Source organism: Halocatena halophila (assembly GCA_027563145.1).
Taxonomy (GTDB): Archaea; Halobacteriota; Halobacteria; order Halobacteriales; family Haloarculaceae; genus Halocatena; species Halocatena halophila.
This window is the reverse complement of sequence record CP071306.1, coordinates 1449403-1468328: the sequence shown is the minus strand read 5'-3', so window position 1 is coordinate 1468328 and position 18926 is coordinate 1449403. Positions and strand designations below refer to the sequence as shown.

At 60.1% G+C, this 18926-nt stretch carries 19 protein-coding genes; 14 read left to right on the top strand and 5 right to left on the bottom strand.

Going from position 1 to position 18926, the window contains the following annotated elements; genetic code table 11:
• Positions 1–9: 9 nt before the first annotated feature.
• The 4 genes from JXQ78_RS07815 to thrC form a co-directional block, all read right to left on the bottom strand.
• Positions 10–540 (bottom strand): hypothetical protein, encoded by a 531-nt coding sequence (locus JXQ78_RS07815; RefSeq protein ID WP_330630213.1) that lies wholly within the window; start codon positions 538–540, stop codon positions 10–12.
• Positions 541–844: 304 nt separating this feature from the next.
• Positions 845–2266 carry a DUF6498-containing protein gene (locus tag JXQ78_RS07810; RefSeq protein WP_330630212.1) on the bottom strand — a complete coding sequence of 474 codons (1422 nt, stop codon included), beginning with the start codon at positions 2264–2266 and terminating at the stop codon, positions 845–847.
• A 131-nt stretch (positions 2267–2397) separates the two neighbouring features.
• The gene (locus JXQ78_RS07805) at positions 2398–2997 is read right to left on the bottom strand and encodes an HAD family hydrolase (protein WP_330630211.1); all 600 of its coding nucleotides are present in this window, start codon (positions 2995–2997) and stop codon (positions 2398–2400) included.
• A 66-nt stretch (positions 2998–3063) separates the two neighbouring features.
• Positions 3064–4311 carry a threonine synthase gene (thrC, locus tag JXQ78_RS07800; RefSeq protein ID WP_330630210.1) on the bottom strand — a complete coding sequence of 416 codons (1248 nt, stop codon included), beginning with the start codon at positions 4309–4311 and terminating at the stop codon, positions 3064–3066.
• A gap of 143 nt (positions 4312–4454) precedes the next feature.
• Between thrC and JXQ78_RS07795 the strand changes: the two genes are divergently transcribed.
• From JXQ78_RS07795 to argF, 14 genes are all read left to right on the top strand, one after another.
• The gene (locus tag JXQ78_RS07795; protein WP_330630209.1) at positions 4455–4610 is read left to right on the top strand and encodes an NAD-dependent epimerase/dehydratase family protein; all 156 of its coding nucleotides are present in this window, start codon (positions 4455–4457) and stop codon (positions 4608–4610) included.
• Complete coding sequence (locus JXQ78_RS07790) at positions 4611–5258, top strand: SDR family oxidoreductase (RefSeq protein WP_330632805.1); 648 nt, start codon at positions 4611–4613, stop codon at positions 5256–5258.
• Between the two features lie 79 nt (positions 5259–5337).
• Positions 5338–6312 (top strand): glycerophosphodiester phosphodiesterase, encoded by a 975-nt coding sequence (locus tag JXQ78_RS07785; protein ID WP_330630208.1) that lies wholly within the window; start codon positions 5338–5340, stop codon positions 6310–6312.
• 105 nt (positions 6313–6417) lie between these two features.
• Positions 6418–6879, top strand: a complete 462-nt coding sequence (locus tag JXQ78_RS07780) for a hypothetical protein (protein ID WP_330630207.1) — start codon at positions 6418–6420, stop codon at positions 6877–6879.
• 154 nt (positions 6880–7033) lie between these two features.
• Positions 7034–9223, top strand: coding sequence for an ATP-dependent DNA helicase (locus JXQ78_RS07775; protein WP_330632804.1), 2190 nt, complete (start codon positions 7034–7036; stop codon positions 9221–9223).
• Positions 9224–9485: 262 nt separating this feature from the next.
• A complete protein-coding gene (locus JXQ78_RS07770; protein ID WP_330630206.1) occupies positions 9486–10724 on the top strand; it encodes an argininosuccinate synthase in 1239 nt (412 codons plus the stop codon).
• The gene (gene argH, locus JXQ78_RS07765) at positions 10717–12192 is read left to right on the top strand and encodes an argininosuccinate lyase (protein ID WP_330632803.1); all 1476 of its coding nucleotides are present in this window, start codon (positions 10717–10719) and stop codon (positions 12190–12192) included. The genes JXQ78_RS07770 and argH overlap by 8 nt, the downstream gene beginning before the upstream one ends.
• Positions 12193–12366: 174 nt before the next feature.
• Entirely contained in the window at positions 12367–12531 is a 165-nt protein-coding gene (lysW, locus tag JXQ78_RS07760; protein WP_330630205.1) for a lysine biosynthesis protein LysW, read from the top strand.
• Between the two features lie 28 nt (positions 12532–12559).
• Complete coding sequence (lysX, locus tag JXQ78_RS07755; protein WP_330630204.1) at positions 12560–13423, top strand: lysine biosynthesis protein LysX; 864 nt, start codon at positions 12560–12562, stop codon at positions 13421–13423.
• The gene (gene argC, locus JXQ78_RS07750; protein WP_330630203.1) at positions 13423–14460 is read left to right on the top strand and encodes an N-acetyl-gamma-glutamyl-phosphate reductase; all 1038 of its coding nucleotides are present in this window, start codon (positions 13423–13425) and stop codon (positions 14458–14460) included. Before lysX ends, argC begins: the two co-directional genes overlap by 1 nt.
• A complete protein-coding gene (locus JXQ78_RS07745; RefSeq protein ID WP_407934045.1) occupies positions 14421–15278 on the top strand; it encodes an acetylglutamate/acetylaminoadipate kinase in 858 nt (285 codons plus the stop codon). Before argC ends, JXQ78_RS07745 begins: the two co-directional genes overlap by 40 nt.
• Positions 15275–16405 carry an aspartate aminotransferase family protein gene (locus tag JXQ78_RS07740; RefSeq protein ID WP_330630201.1) on the top strand — a complete coding sequence of 377 codons (1131 nt, stop codon included), beginning with the start codon at positions 15275–15277 and terminating at the stop codon, positions 16403–16405. Before JXQ78_RS07745 ends, JXQ78_RS07740 begins: the two co-directional genes overlap by 4 nt.
• Positions 16402–17466, top strand: coding sequence for a [LysW]-lysine hydrolase (locus tag JXQ78_RS07735; RefSeq protein ID WP_330630200.1), 1065 nt, complete (start codon positions 16402–16404; stop codon positions 17464–17466). The genes JXQ78_RS07740 and JXQ78_RS07735 overlap by 4 nt, the downstream gene beginning before the upstream one ends.
• Before the next feature lies 1 nt (position 17467).
• A complete protein-coding gene (argF, locus tag JXQ78_RS07730) occupies positions 17468–18355 on the top strand; it encodes an ornithine carbamoyltransferase (protein ID WP_330630199.1) in 888 nt (295 codons plus the stop codon).
• Here the strand turns inward: argF and JXQ78_RS07725 are convergent.
• The gene (locus JXQ78_RS07725; RefSeq protein WP_330630198.1) at positions 18352–18846 is read right to left on the bottom strand and encodes a GNAT family N-acetyltransferase; all 495 of its coding nucleotides are present in this window, start codon (positions 18844–18846) and stop codon (positions 18352–18354) included. The genes argF and JXQ78_RS07725 overlap by 4 nt on opposite strands.
• Positions 18847–18926: the final 80 nt, after the last annotated feature.

Sequence of the window (18926 nt, the reverse complement as noted above, 5' to 3'; positions counted from 1 at the left end):
CCCTGCTTGCTAGCGCTCAGTGGTGATCCGAGCAACTGCGGGATGTTGATCTTTGAGGCCGGTTGGACAGCCGAGACTGCGATACCGGCCGTACGCATCGAGCAGGTCGATCAACCCGTCTGCTGCACTGGAACAGCCCGGTCGGTCGATCCGTTCGAGTGGTGATTTTGGATCGTCAGCGGGGAAGGTGAGCTGATGAATTTCGCCGGTGTTCGTCTCGTGATATCGGACCTTCGCGCCAGTGTCGAACGTCGCGGCCACGACCGTCTCCCCAGTCGCGCGATAGCGTGTGATCCGCTCGATCCCAGGCAAGTGCTCAAAGTTCGTCCGTTCGCTCGCCAGATCTGCCATCGTCAGAATCTGCTCAATTCTGGTGGCGTGCGGACAGTTCGTGGACTGACATGGCCGACACCATGTTCCGGTGCCGATGTCCACCACGTGGTAGAGCTCGGCCTCCGAGAGCTCAGATCGTGAATCCACCGTCGAGAGGTTCACGCAGTTGCGATCCTCGTCTCTGAACAAAAATAGGGGAAGCGTCATCGTCGCCCCCAGAGTGGACAGGCAAGATGATGATCACGGTGGCCACGAAGCTGGCGCCGACAGACGACACAGCTGTGGCTGTAGTAGGTTAGTGAGTCGGTACAATTACGGTCGCGTGTGTTCTCCCATTGCATGGGCAAATCGCCTTGACGAGAGCCCAGCGTCGGGTGGTGTGCACACCCGGCGCGTTCATACACGAACGCACAACGCCCCGTGGCGCATCTGTGCTCTCGTGTTGCATTGCCTTCCCGATCGCTTATAAAGTTATTTAGGAATAATTGTGAAAGACTGTTTGAACAATAGGTTACCCATGAGCAAAATCCCAGAGAACATTCGGAACGATGACCAGCAGTAGTGTGCCAGCCACGAAAAATTCAACGCTACGAAGTGATTCTACCATCCATGCCCCACCGACGATAGCCAGGATGATGCCGATAGCCGCCACGACGGCAGTGCCAGCGACCCATCGATTGAGTTCCTGGAGTTCGATCACATCGTCGGAGAAGTCGAATGCCCGAATGAAGGCGTCCGGCTGATTGATCGGGCCGATCGCCCGCTCATTCTCGTCGTCCCACCCCACGGTTACGTCAATCGTTCGTGTACCCAACAGCCGATCCGGGAATGCATACTCATCAGCCGCGACGTTTCGGAGGGACTCAATCGGGGCGCTCCACTGTGGCTCACCCGTCAGTCGATCGATTGCAACGATTCGGTCCTCGAACCGTCCATATCGCAACCAGCCCGTTGCGAGTAGTCGTTCGATCAGATTCCCACAGAACAGTACGGTAAACAACGTTACCGCGACGATTGCGCTCATAAGCAAAATTCTGCGTGATGGTATTCTGCCGAAAATAATGGTTATCCAGCATAACCAGCTAATAAAAACTAATATCACATATCCGATTGCTGACTTCGTGGTTGTCCGCCAGAGTGCGGTGGCAACCGCTGCTCGTTTGTCCACGTCAAACGTTGCGGTGGGTGTGCCAACGGGTGGTTCCATTGGCGCAATCGACTCGGTTTCGTCTAATCCCGCGAGCCACCTTGTGAGTCGGCTCCCACCATCATCTTCTGCACGGATGCCTGACCAGTCCGCAGCCATCTTTACGATCACGAAACTCGCTACCAACAGTGTCCCGTTCGAATCAAAATTTTCGATCAGCATATAAACTAAAAAGTGAAATAACACCAACCGGAACGGACGTTCGACGACGGCGTACGGGGAGGCTTCGACGTACTGTTTTCGGTGAAAGTAGCTGTAGCCGGTGTCGATCAACTGTCCGACAACGAGCGAAAGGCCTCCTGCGAACACTGCTGGCTGGGCGAGTGTCGTCGCGAGAGGAACGATGCTACCGATACCAGCCAATAAAAATGAGCTTCCAATCACACCCAGTTCAAGTATTTGCAGCGAAAACGGAACAGTTCGTAAATAGATCGGCGGGAGCCGGTCATGAATTCTTACGCATCCGCGTTTTTCGTTGAGATCGCTTCGAAGCTCAATCCCCTCATCATCATCGCCTGGATCTTCTCCCGGTGGCTGCTGGGCGAACAGTGCTTTCACCGCAGCGAGTGGGAACAACAGCAGAAATTCGATTCCATATATCACGGCGAGCGTTCTGGGATCCCACCCAAACTGGAGAATGCCAACGAGTGGGACCAGATTGCCGGCCAGCACGGGGAGGTGGCGTACTGATTGCGGCGGGATACGGCCAATCTGCGAAGCTGACATTCACTCTTGCATGATTCTCTCTGCTATAAACGGATGGCGGAAACTCGCGGCGATGAGCAGCTGTGAAACCAGTGCTGACGTGTTGTTTCCGTCGCAGATCAGCCGGGATTCGACCGTAACAGCGTGTCCGATCAGCGCTCGGCTAACAACTCCTCGGCGATCGTCGCGAATCCCCCACCAGTGTATCGAATTGACGACCAGCCAACAGCGTTGGCACCAGCGATATCCGCATCGTCGTCACCGACCATCGTGTATTTTTCTGTTGGTAAGCGCTGTTCTGCGAGCCGAAACGGCGCAGGATCTGGTTTGTGCGCGCCGGCCGCATACGAGGCAACGATCACGTCAAACCGCTCTTCAAGATCGTAGGCACGAAGCTTCTCGCGCTGCCAATCGGGAACTCCATTCGTTACCACGCCAAGCTCGAACTCGCCAGCCAACCGGTCCAGTGCCGAATGGACGTCTGGAGACGGCTGACAGGCCGATACCTCCTGGTTCTGTAGCGCCTCCACAAGCAGTTCGGTTTCATGTGCAACGTCGATCGCGTCGAACGCACGCCGATACGGTTCGGGCTCGCACGCCTCAAACGCCTCGAAAAAGGCCTCGCTGTAGCCATCAACCCAGGCCCGTCGCGACTCACCACCAACTGATCGGAACGCAGCCGAGAGAATCGAACTATACGCCCGATCGAACTCTAGCAGGGTTCCATCGAGATCGAAAAATATCGCAGCCATCTCCACAATTACGGATCGGTCTGCAAAAAAGAGTTTCTATACTATCACTTGACTGCTGAAACTGACTCACTCCAGCAGTTCCAGCACGGCATCCGCGTCGTTAGCGACCGGTTCGGGGTCGTTGCCGGCTGTGGCTGCAGCGTCCGGGTCTTTCAGTAGATGGCCGGTCGTCAGACAGACCACATCCTCCTCGGATTCGACGACTCCATCGGCACGCAACTGCCGGAGTCCGGCGACGCTGGCAGCGCTGGCGGGCTCAACGCCGATACCTTCCTGAGCAAGCGAGCGCTGGGCGTCCGTGATCTGCTCGTCGCTCACGGCGACGGCAGTGCCGCCGGTTTCGCGAATGCCGGGGAGTGCCTTCGGTGCGTTGACGGGATTGCCGATTCTGATTGCCGTGGCGCGGGTTTCGACCGACTCCCAGCGCGTGACGGTGTCGCTATCAGTTTTGATCGCCTCGACCATCGGTGCGGCTCCTTCAGCCTGCACCCCCGTGAGCTTTGGAACAGAGTCTGCATCGAGTTCGCCGGCGGCAACCAGCTCCCGGAACGCCTTGTACAGCGCGGCCGTGTTTCCGGCGTTGCCGACCGGCAACACGATCCGGTCTGGGAATCGTCCTTCGTCGGCATAGAACCGCTCTAGGATTTCGAAGCCGATCGTTTTCTGGCCCTCAAGTCGGAACGGATTGAGCGAGTTGAGCAGATACGCCTCACCTCGATCGGCCAGTTCGCGAACGATATCGAGACAGTCGTCAAAGTTGCCGTCCACCTCCAGAATGCGTGCGCCGTGGAGGCTGGCCTGGGCAACCTTCCCGGCGGCGACCTTTCCGGCTGGGAGCAACACGAGCGTTTCGAGCCCGGCGCGGCCGCCGTACGCTGCTAGTGCAGCACTCGTGTTGCCCGTGCTTGCACAGACGAGCCGGTCGACGCCGAGTCGCTGTGCGACACCGACGCCGACGGTCATGCCTCGATCCTTGAAACTCCCGGTGGGATTCATCCCTTCGTGTTTGATTCGAAGGTTTTGGACGCCAATTTCGTCTTCTAACCGGGGGACGTGATACAGCGGCGTGTCACCCTCCGGAATTGACACCCCCGAATCGAACGGCAACGCCTCGGCGTATCGCCAGACGCCACGGCCCGAAAACGCCTCGAATCCCGGATACTCCGCGTAGCGGACCTCGAGCAGATGGTCTTCCTCTGAGGTGTATCGAATCTCCTCGAACGGCGCGTACGTTTCTCCCGTCTCGATGCATTCGAGCCAGACCCCATCCGTGGCGACATCGGGCACTCGCTCGGTGAGCGCAAGGTTGGTCATTGTCGGCTCTTATTCCATGGGACGCATAAGCAAAGCGGTCCGGTGCGAATCGGTGTCACTGTCTTTTTCATCCACTTACCGGGAGAACAGCGCCTGCAGAATTTTGGATTCGGCCTTTCGAAGGTGTTCGGCAACCGTACTCGGTGCGCAGTCCAATTCTATGCCATGACAACACGCTTGTGACCGGGGCGACGGGAACGCTCGGAACTGCACTCGTGAAGAAACTCACTGCAATGGGCCACACCGTCCGATCGGCGAGTCGTTCACCCCCGGACACGGCCATCGGCGGCTGTGAGTGAATCCAACTCGATCTTCGTTCGAATGAGGGAATTGAGGCCGCCCTGACCGGTGTCACGGGAGTGATCCATGCGGCTACCGCACCAATGGGTGCGACTGCATCGGTCGATGTGGAAGGGACCGAACGACTTCTTGATGCAGCCCATGGGGCTGGTGTCAGCAGAGTTGTCTATCCGTCGATCGTTGGCGTAACGCAAATTCCGCTTTCATACTACGAACACAAACGGACTGCGGAGACAGTGGTCGCCGAAAGCCCTGTTTCCTCGGTCATCGTTCGCTCAACGCAGTTCTACTCGTTTCTTGGGACACTTTTCGAATCACTTTCGAAACTGTCGGTGTGGCCGATCCCATCCAGGGTGTCACTACAGCCGATCGCCGCTGCCACGCTCGCCGACACGATCGGTGGGCTGGCGACCGACAACAGCTGTGATCGGACTGTCACCGTTGGAGGCCCGACGATCAGTACTATCAGTGAACTGGCTGCAACGTTCAAAGACCATCGCGGACTTCGTCGCCCGATTATTCCTGTTCCGGCCCTTGGGGCGACATTGCGTGGATTTCGAGCCGGCCATGCTACCTGTCCGGATCACGCCGCTGGGACGGTCACCTGGAAGCACTGGCTCAACAACCAGTATCCAGAGGACGAATGAGTGCAACCCATCCGTATATGCCACTATATATCTCCATTAGCAACCCTTGAATCAATATGTGATAGTGGGTTAGCTGTCGATGAGGACACCCAGACTGAACCGACGGGAGTTCGTAGCTGGCACAGGCATGACGCTGTTCGGCGCGCTCGGAACTGCAAACGCCCGACCCGACGATCCCGATTCGCCATCGCACTGGAGGCCATCGATTGTCGCCCACCGTGGTTTCGCAGGGATCTATCCCGAAAACACGGCGCTGGCCGCACGCCGGGCCTCCCGTGGACCACACTACTCGCGCGCGGCGATGATAGAAATCGACGTGATGCCCACTCGTGACGGTGACGTGGTTGTCTTCCACGACGATCGGCTCTCAAGTCGGGATGGCGGAGAGCGTGGTCTCACAGACGAATCGGGTGTCGTCTGGGAGACACCGACGGATGTGGTCACCAGCGCCAGCGTGCTCGACAGCAACGAGACCGTCCCACTGTTATCCGACGTTCTCGCAGAAATTCCACCACACGTCGGCGTCAACATCGAGTTCAAAAATCCAGGCTCACACGACGTGGTCTTTGGACCTGCAGGTGATGCATTAGAGAATCAGCGTGCGATCTGGCGACCGTTCACCGAGCGCGTTCTCGAAATCTGCTCGGGGGTTGACAATCCGGTGCTCGTCTCCTCGTTCTACGAGGCTGCAATAGCCGAAATTCGCGAGCAGGCACCGGGGCTGCCGGTCGGCTTTCTCCTCTGGGACTCCATCGTGGACGGACTCGAGGTGGTTCGTCGCTATGATTGTGAGGCGATTCATCCACCGAGAAATATGATCAAGAACACGCCGTTTTTCGGCGATGAGTACTACACCGATGGCCCTTTCGCCAACATCGATCTCATCGATGTCGCACGAGAAGAACAGCGCGTGGTCAACGTCTACACCATCACTGACTGGTATCAGGCCACACAACTTGCCAACGCTGGCGTCGATGGACTCATCTGTGATTATCCGAATCTCATTTCGCATCCTGGACGAACAACGAGTAAAAACTCAAACACATATCAATAGTTCTGGTAGAGAGGGTGTATTGTGTGATTTGAATGCATATTCTAATATCACTCTACAGATAGATCGAAGACAATATATATTAATCCATCCCAGCAACAAGGGAAGATGTCACAATCAGACACGCTCGATAACGAGCAGCTGGACATCGACACTGACGATCAGGTGTCAAGCTCTCCGGTTTTCGGCGTTGTGGGACTGTTCCCGCTTGCGCTGGGAATGGGTGAGCTCAGCCTGCCAGTCACTGAGGCAATCACGGTAACGCCGATTGGACTTCTTGGCGGCCTCCTCGGGATCGCACCGTTGGGTCTCATGGGTGACCTCTTGGGAAGCCTTCCGCTAGGTCTCCTTGGTGGTCTCCTGGGAAGTGTTCCGCTGGGCCCCCTCGGTAGTATTCTGGGGATCATTCCGCTAGGTCTCCTCGGTGGTCTCCTGGGAAGCCTTCCGCTAGGTCTCCTCGGTGGTCTCCTGGGAAGCCTTCCGCTAGGTCTCCTCGGTGGTCTCCTGGAGAGCGTTCCGCTGGGAATCCTTGGTGATCTCCTGGGAATCGTTCCGCTTGGAATCCTGTAACGTCGATCAAATTTCGGCCGATTTTTCGGAGAACCAACCGATCAGCCACCGGGCTATCCACCCATCCGGCGCGTGAGAGCGGGCCAGCCACTGTCCCCCGAGAAACCGGTGAGAAAAACCGCGAACGTTTTTCACCCAGAATGAACAAGGGTGGATCGTGGCAACGCCATCGTATCTCCGGTTCTTTCCATACGAGACGCCGTACGACCACCAGCTGGAAGCGATGGAAACGATCGACGACGCGATCGCGTCGGGATCGGACGTGCTGTTCGAGGGGGCGTGTGGAACCGGCAAAACGCTGGCTGCCCTGGCCCCCGCACTGGAACGGGCCAGAGACGACGACAAAACCGTCGTCATCACGACGAACGTCCACCAGCAAACCCGCCAGTTCATCGAAGAAGCCAGGGCGATCGTGGATGCCGAACCGATTCGAGCGGTCGTGTTTCGAGGGAAACTCGACATGTGTCACATCGACGTGGGCTATGAGGAGTGTCAGGCACTCCGTGATACGACGCGGGAACTGGCCGAAACCGAACAGGAGCGCCAGGAACTGCTCGAAACCCAGCGCGTGCTGATCGAAGAAGCCACCGATGAGAACGCACCAGCCGTCGTCGACGGACAGGACGCGGTCGCCGACGAACTCGACGCACTTGAGGAGACGATCGACCACCTCGAAGAGCAGACGATCTGTGAGCGATACTACGCGAATCTCACCGAAGAAACTGATGCGTTCTACGAGTGGCTGTTCGATGATGTCCGCACGCCAGATCAAATCTACGACTACGCCGAACAGGCTGGCCTCTGTGGCTACGAACTGTTAAAAGAGGGAATCGAAGGCGTCGATCTCGTCATCTGTAACTATCACCACGTGCTCGATCCGATGATCCGAGAGCACTTCTTTCGCTGGCTGGGTCGTGACCCAGAAGACGTGGTGGTGGTGTTCGATGAGGCCCACAACATCGAATCGGCGGCCAGAGACCACGCAACACGGACGCTCACCGAGCATACTGTTGACAGCGCGCTGAATGAACTCGCCGAATTCGAAGACTCTCGCGTCGAGCCCACCCGAAACGTGCTTGAAGCCTTTCTGCGAGCCCTCCGTGAGACCTACGACGAAACGCTCGGCTTTGGCGAAACGGAATCCGTTGGCGATGAGTGGTACGACCTCTCAATAGCCAACGATGACCGCCGCGATGCGCTAACGCTTGCGTTTCTGGACACCTACAGCGGCAACGGAATCCACTCCGATCTCGAAGCGGCCGTCGAACTCGGCGAAACGCTCGATCAGGCGTACGAAGACGCCTACAAGAACGGGGAAAATCAGTCGCGAAAGGAGTGTCGCATCCTCCAGGCGGCCTCGTTCATCGACGAGTGGCTGCTCGAGGGAGGTGCTGAGGGAACCTACCCACTGCTGAGCGTCCGTGACGATGGCTCCGACACGGGGGTGTATGGGCGTGCCGAACTATACACCTGTCTTCCAAGAGAAGTGACCGAACCGCTGTTTGCGGAGCTCCACGCGAGCGTGCTGATGAGCGCGACCCTGCGTCCGTTCGACGTGATCGCGGCTGTACTCGGGCTCGAATCTGATGATGACGTGGCGACGCTAGCATACGGACCACAGTTCCCAAAAGACAGACGTCGGACGTACGCCGTGGACACCCCGGCCCTGTTTGCGCGACGGCGTGACGAACACGAGCTCCAGGTGTTGCTCAGCGGCATTCTGGAGGATGCGATCGAGTTCACGCCCGGAAACGTCCTCTGCTTTTTCCCGAGCTATCGGGAAGCACGCCGGTATCACGACCGACTCGTCGATCACGTTGATGCCACGTGCTACTGTGATGAGCCGGGAACGGCCGTCGAAACGCTGAAACAGTCGTTTACCAGCGACGACAACGGTGTGCTGTTCAGTTCGCTCTGGGGAACCCTCACCGAGGGTGTCAGCTTCGATGGGGACGACGCCCGAACCGTGGTCGTGGTTGGCGTCCCGTATCCACGGCTTGACGATCGAATGGACGGCGTTCAAGTGGCCTACCAGAACGCCTTTGGCGAGGATGATACCGATGCCGGCTGGGAGTATGCCATCGAAGTGCCTACCGTCAGGAAAACGCGCCAGGCGCTCGGCCGCGTCGTTCGCTCGCCAGAGGATTTCGGGGCGCGACTGCTCGTTGACGAACGATACACTGCTCGGGGCTACAAGGAGATGACACAGTACAGCGTCTTGGAAACCTTCCCTACCGAAGAACGACGCGAAATGATCGACATCGAACCGAAGAAGCTCAAATTCGGCCTGCTGAACTTCTACACCGACATGGATGGCTGGGTCGAAGGACCACCAACGCCGTGAGCAAAACGAGTGGTACGCAAACCCACATCACAGAAAAGTTGCCGGGCCAAAAGCGTTTAATAGCACGCTCGTAGTAGACGGAAGTACATGCTCACAGCGCCCACCACTCACGCCGACGCCACCGTGAGCCGTGGGCTCTCGACGCTCGTTCTCCGACGACGACGACCGGGCCGTTAGGCCCGACTCTACACTTTCCTCACAGAATTTGCACTGAAATCGACCACTGACGAGCATCGTCAGTCTCATCTCCACCACAGCAATAATGTCAGAAAACACAGAAACTGTCGCGCTCGCCTTCTCTGGGGGGCTCGATACGACCGTTTGCGTGCCGCTGCTCGAATCGGAATACGATTACGACGAGGTTATCGGCGTTACCGTCGACGTTGGCCAGCCAGACGAGGAGTTTTCAGAAGCCAGAGAGACCGCAGACGCGCTCGGGCTCGACCATTACGTTGTTGACGCTCGCGAGGAGTTCGCAGAGCTCTGTCTGTCGGCCGTGCGTGCGAACGCGGACTACCAGGGCTACCCGCTTGGAACGGCGCTTGCCAGGCCAGTGATCGCAGACGCCATCCTCGAAGTGGCCCAGCGCGAGGGCTGTACGGCGATCGCGCACGGCTGCACCGGCAAAGGGAACGATCAGCTGCGCTTTGAGGCGGTCTGGCGGGCCAGCGAACTCGACGTGATCGCGCCAGTCCGTGAGCTGGGACTCACCCGCGAGTACGAAATGGAGTACGCTGCCGAACGCGATCTTCCGGTCGAGGGCGGCAATGAGGGTGCCTGGTCGATCGACACGAACCTCTGGAGTCGCTCGATCGAGGGTGACGACCTTGAGGATCCGAGCTACGTGCCACCGGAGTCGATTTATGAGTGGACCAGCTCGCCGGGCGGTGTCGAGACCGAACTCGTCGAAATCGGCTTCGAAGACGGCTACGCGACGAGCATCGACGGCGAGCAGATTGAGCCCGTTGCGCTGATCGAGACGTTGAACGAACTCGCTGGCGCACACGGCATCGGTCGGACCGACATGATGGAAGATCGCATGCTCGGGCTGAAAGTGCGCGAAAACTACGAACACCCCGCGGCGACCGTGCTCGGCGTTGCGCACGAGGCACTCGAAGGGCTGGTGTTGACCGCCAACGAGCGCGCCACGAAAACGACGATCGATCAGGAGTGGTCAGAAAACGCCTACCAGGGGCTGTTGTCCGCACCACTCGTGGACGCACTTGAGGGATTCATCGACACCACCCAGACCCGAGTAACCGGTTCTGTCACGGTCAAGCTCGAAGGCGGCCACGCACGCGCGGTCGCCCGCGAAAGCGAGTACGCCGTCTACTCCGAGTCGGCAGCGTCGTTCAACACCGAGACCGTTGATGGGATCGAACAGGCAGACGCCACCGGCGTTGCCAAATATCACGGCTATCAGGACCGCCTCGCACGCGGGGCGATTGCGAGTGACGATCAGGACGCAGTCGTTTCACCCACCCACTCTGACGATGACTGACCCCACCGGCGCGGAGTCGACAGCCCACACCGACGGCACCGCCGTTCGTGGTGATCGGTTCAGTGGCGGACCTGCCCGTGGGTTTCTCTCGTCACTGGGGGCCGACGCCCGGATCTTTGAAGCGGATATCGCCGTCGATCGTGCGCACGTGGTGATGCTGGCAGAAACGGAGATCATCGACGCCACAGCGGCCGGAACAATCTTACAGGCACTGGATACGATCGCCATCGAGGGCCACGATGCGCTCGAGGGAGGTGAAGACGTGCACGAAGCGATCGAATCCGCGGTGATCGAGCAGGTCGGACCAGAGGGTGGAAAGATGCACACGGCACGCTCACGGAACGACGAGGTGGCGACCTGCATTCGCTACCGGCTGCGTGAGGATCTGCTGGAGGCGATCGACGCCGCGATCGGGCTCCGCGAAGCGTTCGCCGCGGTGGCAACCGACCACCGCGAGACCGTCATGTGTGGGTTCACCCACCTCCAGCCGGCACAGCCGACGACGCTTGCCCACTGGGCAGTGTCATACGAACGCGCGCTTACGCGCGATACCGAGCGGCTCTTCGAGGCGTTCGACCGGACGAACCAGTCGCCGCTCGGATCGTGTGCGTTCGGTGGGACGCCGTTTCCGATCGATCGCGAGCGGACGGCCACACTCCTTGGATTCGACGGACTCGTCGAGAACGCGATGGACGGGGCCTCGAGTCGCGACTTCCTGCTCGAGGCGACGACCGCACTTGCCGGCCTGGCGACCACGCTGTCGGGCATCGCAGAGGATCTCGTCATCTATGCGAATCGTGGCTTCGTTGAACTCGACGACGATTATGCCTCGACATCCTCGATCATGCCACAGAAGAAAAATCCGGACTCGATCGAGCTCGTGCGATCGACTGCTGGAATTGCCCACGCCGGCGTCACTGGACTGTTGAACACGCTGAAGGGACTCCCACGGGCGTACAACATCGATCTCCAGAACGCGACGCCCCACGCCTGGGACACCGTTGATGCGGTGACCGAGGCAACAACTGTCACTGCTGGAGCGATCGCCACGGCCACATTTCAGGTAGAGACACTCGAGGCGGCGGCTGGAGAGGGCTTTACCACTGCGACCGGTGTGGCTGATCAGCTTGCCATGGGCGGTCTCCCATTCAGAACTGCCCACGAAATCGTCGCTCAGGCGGCCCAGCACGGGAGCGATCTCGAGGCCATCCGCGACGCTGCAGACGAAATCCTCGAGGAACCGCTCGAGACCTACTGCAGCGAGAACACGATCGAGAAACGTCTCGATCCAAGCCAGAGCGTCGCCGATCGGAGTTCGCGTGGCGGCCCCGCACCCGCGGCGATCGACAGCCAACTCGAACTGCTCACGACCGAACTGACCGAGCACGAAAACGAACTCGAAGCCCGGAATCAATCGCTTGTGAGTGCCCACGAACAGCTCGCAGAGGTGACCCACCAGTATGTCTGAACCGCGACGACCACCGATCCCGTCCCCCCTCGGGGACATATAACAAACTCGTGATATTCAATTCGAGACTGGCGCTAATATGCCCTAACACACCGTTAGCATAGCGTCTGCAATATATTTGTTTCCTGATAAGTTCGATGGGTTTAAGTAAATCGACAATCGACTGTGTGTCACATGGCAGAATGCATCGAGTGTGGGGCAACTGTCCAGCTCCACGACGACGTAGAGAACGGCGAAATCATCGACTGCGGAACGTGCGGGAGCGAGCTCGAGATCATCGAGACCGAACCCGTTTCGCTTGACACCGCGCCCGAGCTCGAAGAGGACTGGGGCGAGTAAGGTGTCGACCCGGCACACACCAGAATCCATGACCATTGGAGTGCTCTACTCACGGATACGCCACGACGAGAAGCTGCTGTTGAACGAACTGCGTGACCGCGACCACGATGTGGTCAAGCTGGATGTTCGCAGTCTCCGATTCGACGTGGAAACGCCAGAACCACCGCTTTCGGAGTGTGATCTCGTGGTTGATCGGTGTCTGGCCACGTCGCGAAGCATCTACGCGAGTCGGTTTATTGACAGCTACGGGATTCCGGTCGTCAACGGTCCCGAGACTGCGGCTGTGTGTGCCGATAAGGCCAAAAACAGCCTCGCCCTCGCTGAGGCGGGCGTCCCGACGCCACGGACAGAGGTAGCATTTACAAAAGAGAGCGCACTCGAGATCATCGAGTCGTTCGGCTATCCCTGCGTGCTCAAGCCGGTTGTCGGCTCCTGGGGTCGGTTGATGGCGAAGATCGACTCCCGGTCGGCGGCCGAAGCGATTCTCGAGCACAAGGCAACGCTTGGTCACTACGAACACAAGGTGTTCTACATCCAGGAGTTCGTTGCAAAGCCAGACCGTGACGTGCGGGTGCTCGCCACGGACGGCGAGCCGATCGCGGGCATGGTTCGTTCGTCGGACCACTGGCTGACCAACGCGGCACAGGGTGCCGAGACGGCCACATTCGAGCCTGACGAGCGCGCTCGTGAGCTAGTGGCCGCGGCGAGCGACGCGGTCGGTGGTGGGTTGCTCGGTATCGATCTGATGGAGACCGCAGACGGAGACTACACCGTCCACGAGGTGAACCACACGGTCGAGTTCAAGGCGCTCGCGGAGACAACCGACGTTGACGTGCCAGCCAGGGTTGTCGATTGGCTTGAGCAGCAGGTCACTGCGGAGGTGATTGCCTGATGGCAGCCCAGACTGCGAGTGTCGTCGGCGCGAGCGGCTTTACCGGTGGCGAGCTCTGCAGGTTACTCGCCGGCCATCCGGAGCTGTCACTCACACAGGCCACCAGTCGACAGTACAGCCGCAAAACGGTTGGCCACGTCCACCCGAATCTGCGGGGGATGGAGCTGCGCTTTAGCCCGCCCGACGAGCTCGAATCTGTCGATGTGCTGTTCGCGGCGACACCACACGGCGTTTCGATGGACCGGATCGATCGGTTCCGCGACGTTGCGGACACGGTGGTTGATCTGAGCGCTGATTTCCGGCTGAACACCGAGGAACAGTACGAGCAGTTTTACGACGGCCACAGTCGGCCGGAACTGCTCTCTGAGTCGGTGTACGGACTCCCCGAACTGACGCGCGAAGCACTTCCCGGTGCGTCGCTGATCGCGTCGGGTGGGTGTAATGCGACGGCCACGATCCTCGGGCTGAAGCCCCTGGTCGATGCGGGAATTCTCGGCAACGACGAACGGATCGTCGTTGACGTGAAAGTCGGCTCTTCGGAGGGCGGTGCCGGTGGTGGGGAAAGCTCATCACACCCCGAGCGGTCGGGGGTTGTCAGGCCGTACGCCCCGACCGGCCACCGCCACGAGGCCGAGATCGAGCAGTTTGTCGGTCCGGTCAGCTTCACCGTTCACGCGGTGGAGATGGTGCGTGGTGCAAGCGCGACCTGTCACGTCTTTCCCGACGAGCCGGTGACGACGGGCGATCTCTGGGGTGCCTTCCGCGAGGCGTACGACGATGAGCCATTCGTTCGGCTCGTTTCCGGTGGTGGTGGCGTCTACCGCTATCCGGAGCCAAAGGCTGTCGCCGGAACGAACATCGCGGAGGTTGGCTTTGAAATCGATCCGTCGAATGGCCGGATCGTGGTGTTTTCCGCGATCGATAACATGATGAAGGGTTCGGCCGGGCAGGCGATCCACGCGACGAATATCGCGCTCGGCTTCGAAGAGCGTGCAGGATTACAGTTCCAGGGGCTTCACCCCGTGGGGGCACCATGACGGTTGTCGTGAAAATCGGTGGTGCGCGGGCGGTCGATCCGGCTGGCGCGCTCTCCGATATCGCAGGGCTCACCGAGGACGGAACCGATATCGTCGTCGTTCACGGTGGCTCCACCGCGGTCGATGACACGCTCGAGGCGCTCGGGGAGTCCCCGGAGTACGTCGAAACGCCATCCGGCGTCGTCGGTCGGTTCACCGACGAGCGGACGATGGAGGTGTTTTCGATGGTGCTTCCCGGCAAGCTCAACACGTCGCTGGTGACGGAGCTCACCGACGCCGGTGTAGATGCAGTCGGGCTCTCGGGCGTCGATGGCGGACTGCTGACCGGACCGCGAAAGTCAGCGGTTCGCGTGCTCGAAGACGGGAAAAAGAAGATTCGCCGTGGCGATCACTCGGGGCGGATCGACTCGGTCAACGATACGCTGCTCACCACACTGCTCGACGATGGCTACACGCCGGTGGTGACCGTTCCGATGCTCGCGGATGACGGCGTGGCGGTCAACGCCGACGCCGACCGTGCGGCTGCAGCGATCGCTGGCGCACTCGGTGGTGAGCTCATCTTGCTCACCGACGTGCCCGGCGTCCTCGAAGATATCGACGATACGTCCTCGGTGATCGAGACGGTCGAAACGCCAGCCGGCTACGAACGGCTCACCGAGGCCGCCGAGGGGTTCATGACCCGGAAAGTGATGGCCGCGACCGAGGCGCTGGATGGCGGCGCTCGCAGTGCGACGATTTCGAGTGCGAACAGTGACGCACCGGTCGGTGATGCGCTGAAGCGTGCGACTGGAACAACAATCTTCCCGGAGGCAGTATGACGGCTGGATTCGTCTTCAACGAGAAGCCACTGCGGATCGACAGCGGCGAGGGGCCGTATCTCTACGGCGAGGACGGCACGGAGTATCTCGACGCTGGCGCAAGCTACGCTGTCACGCCGATCGGCCACAGTCATCCGGCAGTCGTCGATGCAGTGACCGAGCAGGCACAGTCGCTCACCTACGTGCAGGGGTCCTATCCCATGGACGTTCGGGATCGGCTGTACGCACAGCTTTCGGCGCTCGCACCGGGCGATATCTCGAAGGTGTGGCTCTGTAATTCGGGCACCGAGGCCAACGAGGCCGCCATCAAGTTCGCCCGGAGCGCAACCGGCCGCTCGAAGATCATCGCTGCCCAGCGGAGTTTCCACGGGCGGACGCTCGGTGCGCTCGCCGCAACGTGGAAACAGAAGTATAAACAGTCATTCGAACCGCTGGCCGGAGACTTCGAGTTCGTTCCGTACGGCGACGAGGCAGCGCTTGAAGCCGCGATCGACGAGGAGACGGCGGCCGTGTTGCTCGAACCCGTGCAGGGTGAAGGCGGCATCAACCCTGCGCCGGACGGCTATCTCGAACGCGCACGCGAGCTAACGACTGACACCGGTGCAGCGCTCGTCCTTGATGAGATTCAGACGGGGCTCGGTCGCACCGGATCGATCTGGGCGACCGAGCAGGCCGATGTCGTTCCGGACATCCTCACCACGGCGAAAGGACTCGCCAGTGGGTTCCCGATGGGAGCAACCCTCTGTCGGGAGTGGATTGCGGATGCCCCAGGCAATCACGGCTCGACGTTCAGCGGAACGCCCGTGGTTTGTGCAGCTGCGAGCGCCACGATTGACGTCCTGACCGAGCAGGCGCTTGATGACCACGCAGCCGAGGTCGGCACGACGCTCCAGGAGGGGTTGGTCGACGCGATTGGCGATGACGTGCGCGACGTTCGTGGTGAGGGGCTCATGATCGGAATCGAGGTAAAACGCGGCGCGAATCGGTTGTTGCCGACGCTCGCACTCGAAGAGGGTGTGCTTGCGCTCCCGGCCGGCCGGTCGGTGGTGCGGTTGCTCCCGCCGCTGATCATCGAGAAGCACCACGCAGAGCGGATCACAGAGGCCATAACGGCGGTGATCACATGAACCAGCACGCCGACACCACAACGAAAACCACGCCGCGCGAGCTGTTGCAATCGATCGTTTCGATCCCCTCGGTGAGTGGCGAGGAACGCGAGTGTGCACAGCGACTGTGTGAGTACTTCGCCGAACACGACCGGGAGGCCTGGATCGACGATGTCGGCAACGTGCGCGCGCCAGCCGACGATAGCGTGTTACTCACCTCACACGTCGACACGGTGCCCGGCGAGATCCCAGTCAGAATCGAGCCGGCCGCTGAGGATGACGTGCCCGCCCTGTGGGGTCGGGGGAGCGTCGACGCTAAGGGGCCGCTCGTCGCGATGGCCGTCGCGGCCGTTTCGACCGGCGTGAGCTTCGTTGGCGTTGTCGGCGAAGAGGTGGACTCCAGGGGCGCGCGCCATCTGATCGAGAACCGGGAGGAGCCCGGAGCCGTTATCAACGGCGAGCCAAGCGGCTGGGACGGTGTGACGCTTGGCTATCGTGGGCTGCTCGCGGGCACATACGTGGCCACGAGCGAATCTGGTCACACCTCTCGGCCCGAGAATAACGCCATCCAGGACGCAATGGACTGGTATCAGGCCGTTGGCGACGCGTTAGCGCCCGATGAGTGGACGCCTGTCTTCGAGCGCGTCACCACCAAGCCGATCGCGGTTGAGGGCGGCACCACCGACGATGGGCTTTCCGTCGAGGCGACGATGGACGTGCAGTTTCGGGTGCCACCCGCACAGACGACCGAAGCAATCCGCGAGCTCGCCGACGCACAGCTCAACGGCGGAACCATCCACTGGTACGACGACGTGCCACCCGTGATGACCAATCCACGGACGCCAGTCGCACGTGCGTTCCGGGTTGCCATTCGCGAGCAGGGTGGTGAGCCACGACTCCTTCGGAAAACCGGGACGAGCGACATGAACCTGTTCGCCGACGCCTGGGACTGTCCGATGGTCACCTACGGACCCGGTAACTCCGAACTGGATCATACGCCAACCGAACACCTTCCACTGGAATCGTTCGACAACGCCATTGCAGTGCTCGAATCCGTCTGCACTGCCCTCATAAGCGACTGAGATGACATCACCAGACCACTTCCTCCACATCGACGACCGCACGCCAACCGCGCTCACCGAGCTGCTCGATCGGGCAGCCTCGTTGAAAGCCTCGACACCGTCGACGGCGCTCGCGAACCGAACGCTGGCCATGCTGTTCGAAAAGGAGAGCACGCGAACGCGACTCTCGTTCGAGACCGGCATGACTCAGCTCGGCGGACACGCCATCTTCGTCAGTCCGGACGACACACAGCTCGGTCGCGGCGAGCCACTCAAAGACACGGCCCGGACGGTCAGTCGCTATGTCGATGCGATCATGGTTCGTGTCTTTGACCACGAGGACGCCCGAACGATCGCCGAACACGCAAGCGTCCCCGTGATAAACGGACTCACTGACGTTTCTCATCCCTGTCAGACGCTTGCCGATCTCCTCACGATTCGCGAGGCGTTCGACTCGTTCGACGTGAAAGCGGCATGGGTCGGTGATGGGAACAACGTTGCCCAGTCGTTCGTGCTGGGCTGTGCGATGGTCGGAATCGACTGTGCAGTGGCCACGCCCCACGAATACGGGATCGACGAGTCCGTGCTCGATCGGACGGCTGCGTTCGACGGAACGATCACCACCACCACGACGCCACACGAGGCCGTCGCAAACGCTGATGTCGTCGCGACTGACGTGTGGGTGAGCATGGGAGAGGAAGCCCAGCGCGAACAGAAGCTCGAAGCGTTCGATGGCTTTCAGGTGAATGACACGTTGCTTGACGACCAGCGCGTGTTACACTGTTTACCCGCCCATCGTGGCGAGGAGATCACCAATAACGTGCTCGAAAGCGAGCGCGCGCTCGTCTTCGAGCAAGCAGAAAACCGCCTGCATGCACAGAACGCGCTGTTGACCACGGTGATCGACTAGGGAACGTCCGTGACGTAGATGTAGCCACGCGCGTCGATCCGGTCGTCAAAATAGGTGCTGTGTCGCCAAAATCCCATCCGTTCGTAAAAGTCGATGGCGCGCTGGTTTCCGGCGAGCACGCCGAGTCGGATTCGGCGACCGTTTTGTCTTTGGACCGCTCGCTTGATGCGAGCGAGCAGGCGCGTTCCAATACCACGCCGCCAGTGGTCCGGATCGACATACAGCCAGCTCAATCCGTACACGTCAGCGGCGTCGTTCACCGGAGCGACTACCGCAAATCCGGCCACGCCCGTCATCGTGACCGCCACGATGAATCGGGATCGATCGGCCACTACTTTCTTTTGAATCGTCCGACGGTCGTACTCGGATTCGAAAAACGACTCACCGCGGTCCCCACCGAGCAGCGGAGCGTGTGCGGCCCGCCAGGAGCGACGCGCCACCGCACGGATAGCAGGAACGTCGTGTGTCGTTGCCGGTCGGATCGTTACCATCGATCACACACCACCACGGCGAGCAGGAAAACGCCAGCGGAGCCGAATGGAAAGCTATTTTCATCGCGAGAGTTACTCGC

What these genes read in the sequence shown, in the direction of transcription:
- JXQ78_RS07815 (WP_330630213.1), bottom strand. Translation starts at nt 540, where the DNA reads ATGACGCTTCCCCTATTTTTGTTCAGAGACGAGGATCGCAACTGCGTG.
- JXQ78_RS07810 (WP_330630212.1), bottom strand. Translation starts at nt 2,266, where the DNA reads ATGTCAGCTTCGCAGATTGGCCGTATCCCGCCGCAATCAGTACGCCAC.
- JXQ78_RS07805 (WP_330630211.1), bottom strand. Translation starts at nt 2,997, where the DNA reads ATGGCTGCGATATTTTTCGATCTCGATGGAACCCTGCTAGAGTTCGAT.
- thrC (WP_330630210.1), bottom strand. Translation starts at nt 4,311, where the DNA reads ATGACCAACCTTGCGCTCACCGAGCGAGTGCCCGATGTCGCCACGGAT.
- JXQ78_RS07785 (WP_330630208.1), top strand. Translation starts at nt 5,338, where the DNA reads ATGAGGACACCCAGACTGAACCGACGGGAGTTCGTAGCTGGCACAGGC.
- JXQ78_RS07780 (WP_330630207.1), top strand. Translation starts at nt 6,418, where the DNA reads ATGTCACAATCAGACACGCTCGATAACGAGCAGCTGGACATCGACACT.
- JXQ78_RS07770 (WP_330630206.1), top strand. Translation starts at nt 9,486, where the DNA reads ATGTCAGAAAACACAGAAACTGTCGCGCTCGCCTTCTCTGGGGGGCTC.
- argH (WP_330632803.1), top strand. Translation starts at nt 10,717, where the DNA reads ATGACTGACCCCACCGGCGCGGAGTCGACAGCCCACACCGACGGCACC.
- lysW (WP_330630205.1), top strand. Translation starts at nt 12,367, where the DNA reads ATGGCAGAATGCATCGAGTGTGGGGCAACTGTCCAGCTCCACGACGAC.
- lysX (WP_330630204.1), top strand. Translation starts at nt 12,560, where the DNA reads ATGACCATTGGAGTGCTCTACTCACGGATACGCCACGACGAGAAGCTG.
- argC (WP_330630203.1), top strand. Translation starts at nt 13,423, where the DNA reads ATGGCAGCCCAGACTGCGAGTGTCGTCGGCGCGAGCGGCTTTACCGGT.
- JXQ78_RS07740 (WP_330630201.1), top strand. Translation starts at nt 15,275, where the DNA reads ATGACGGCTGGATTCGTCTTCAACGAGAAGCCACTGCGGATCGACAGC.
- JXQ78_RS07735 (WP_330630200.1), top strand. Translation starts at nt 16,402, where the DNA reads ATGAACCAGCACGCCGACACCACAACGAAAACCACGCCGCGCGAGCTG.
- argF (WP_330630199.1), top strand. Translation starts at nt 17,468, where the DNA reads ATGACATCACCAGACCACTTCCTCCACATCGACGACCGCACGCCAACC.
- JXQ78_RS07725 (WP_330630198.1), bottom strand. Translation starts at nt 18,846, where the DNA reads ATGGTAACGATCCGACCGGCAACGACACACGACGTTCCTGCTATCCGT.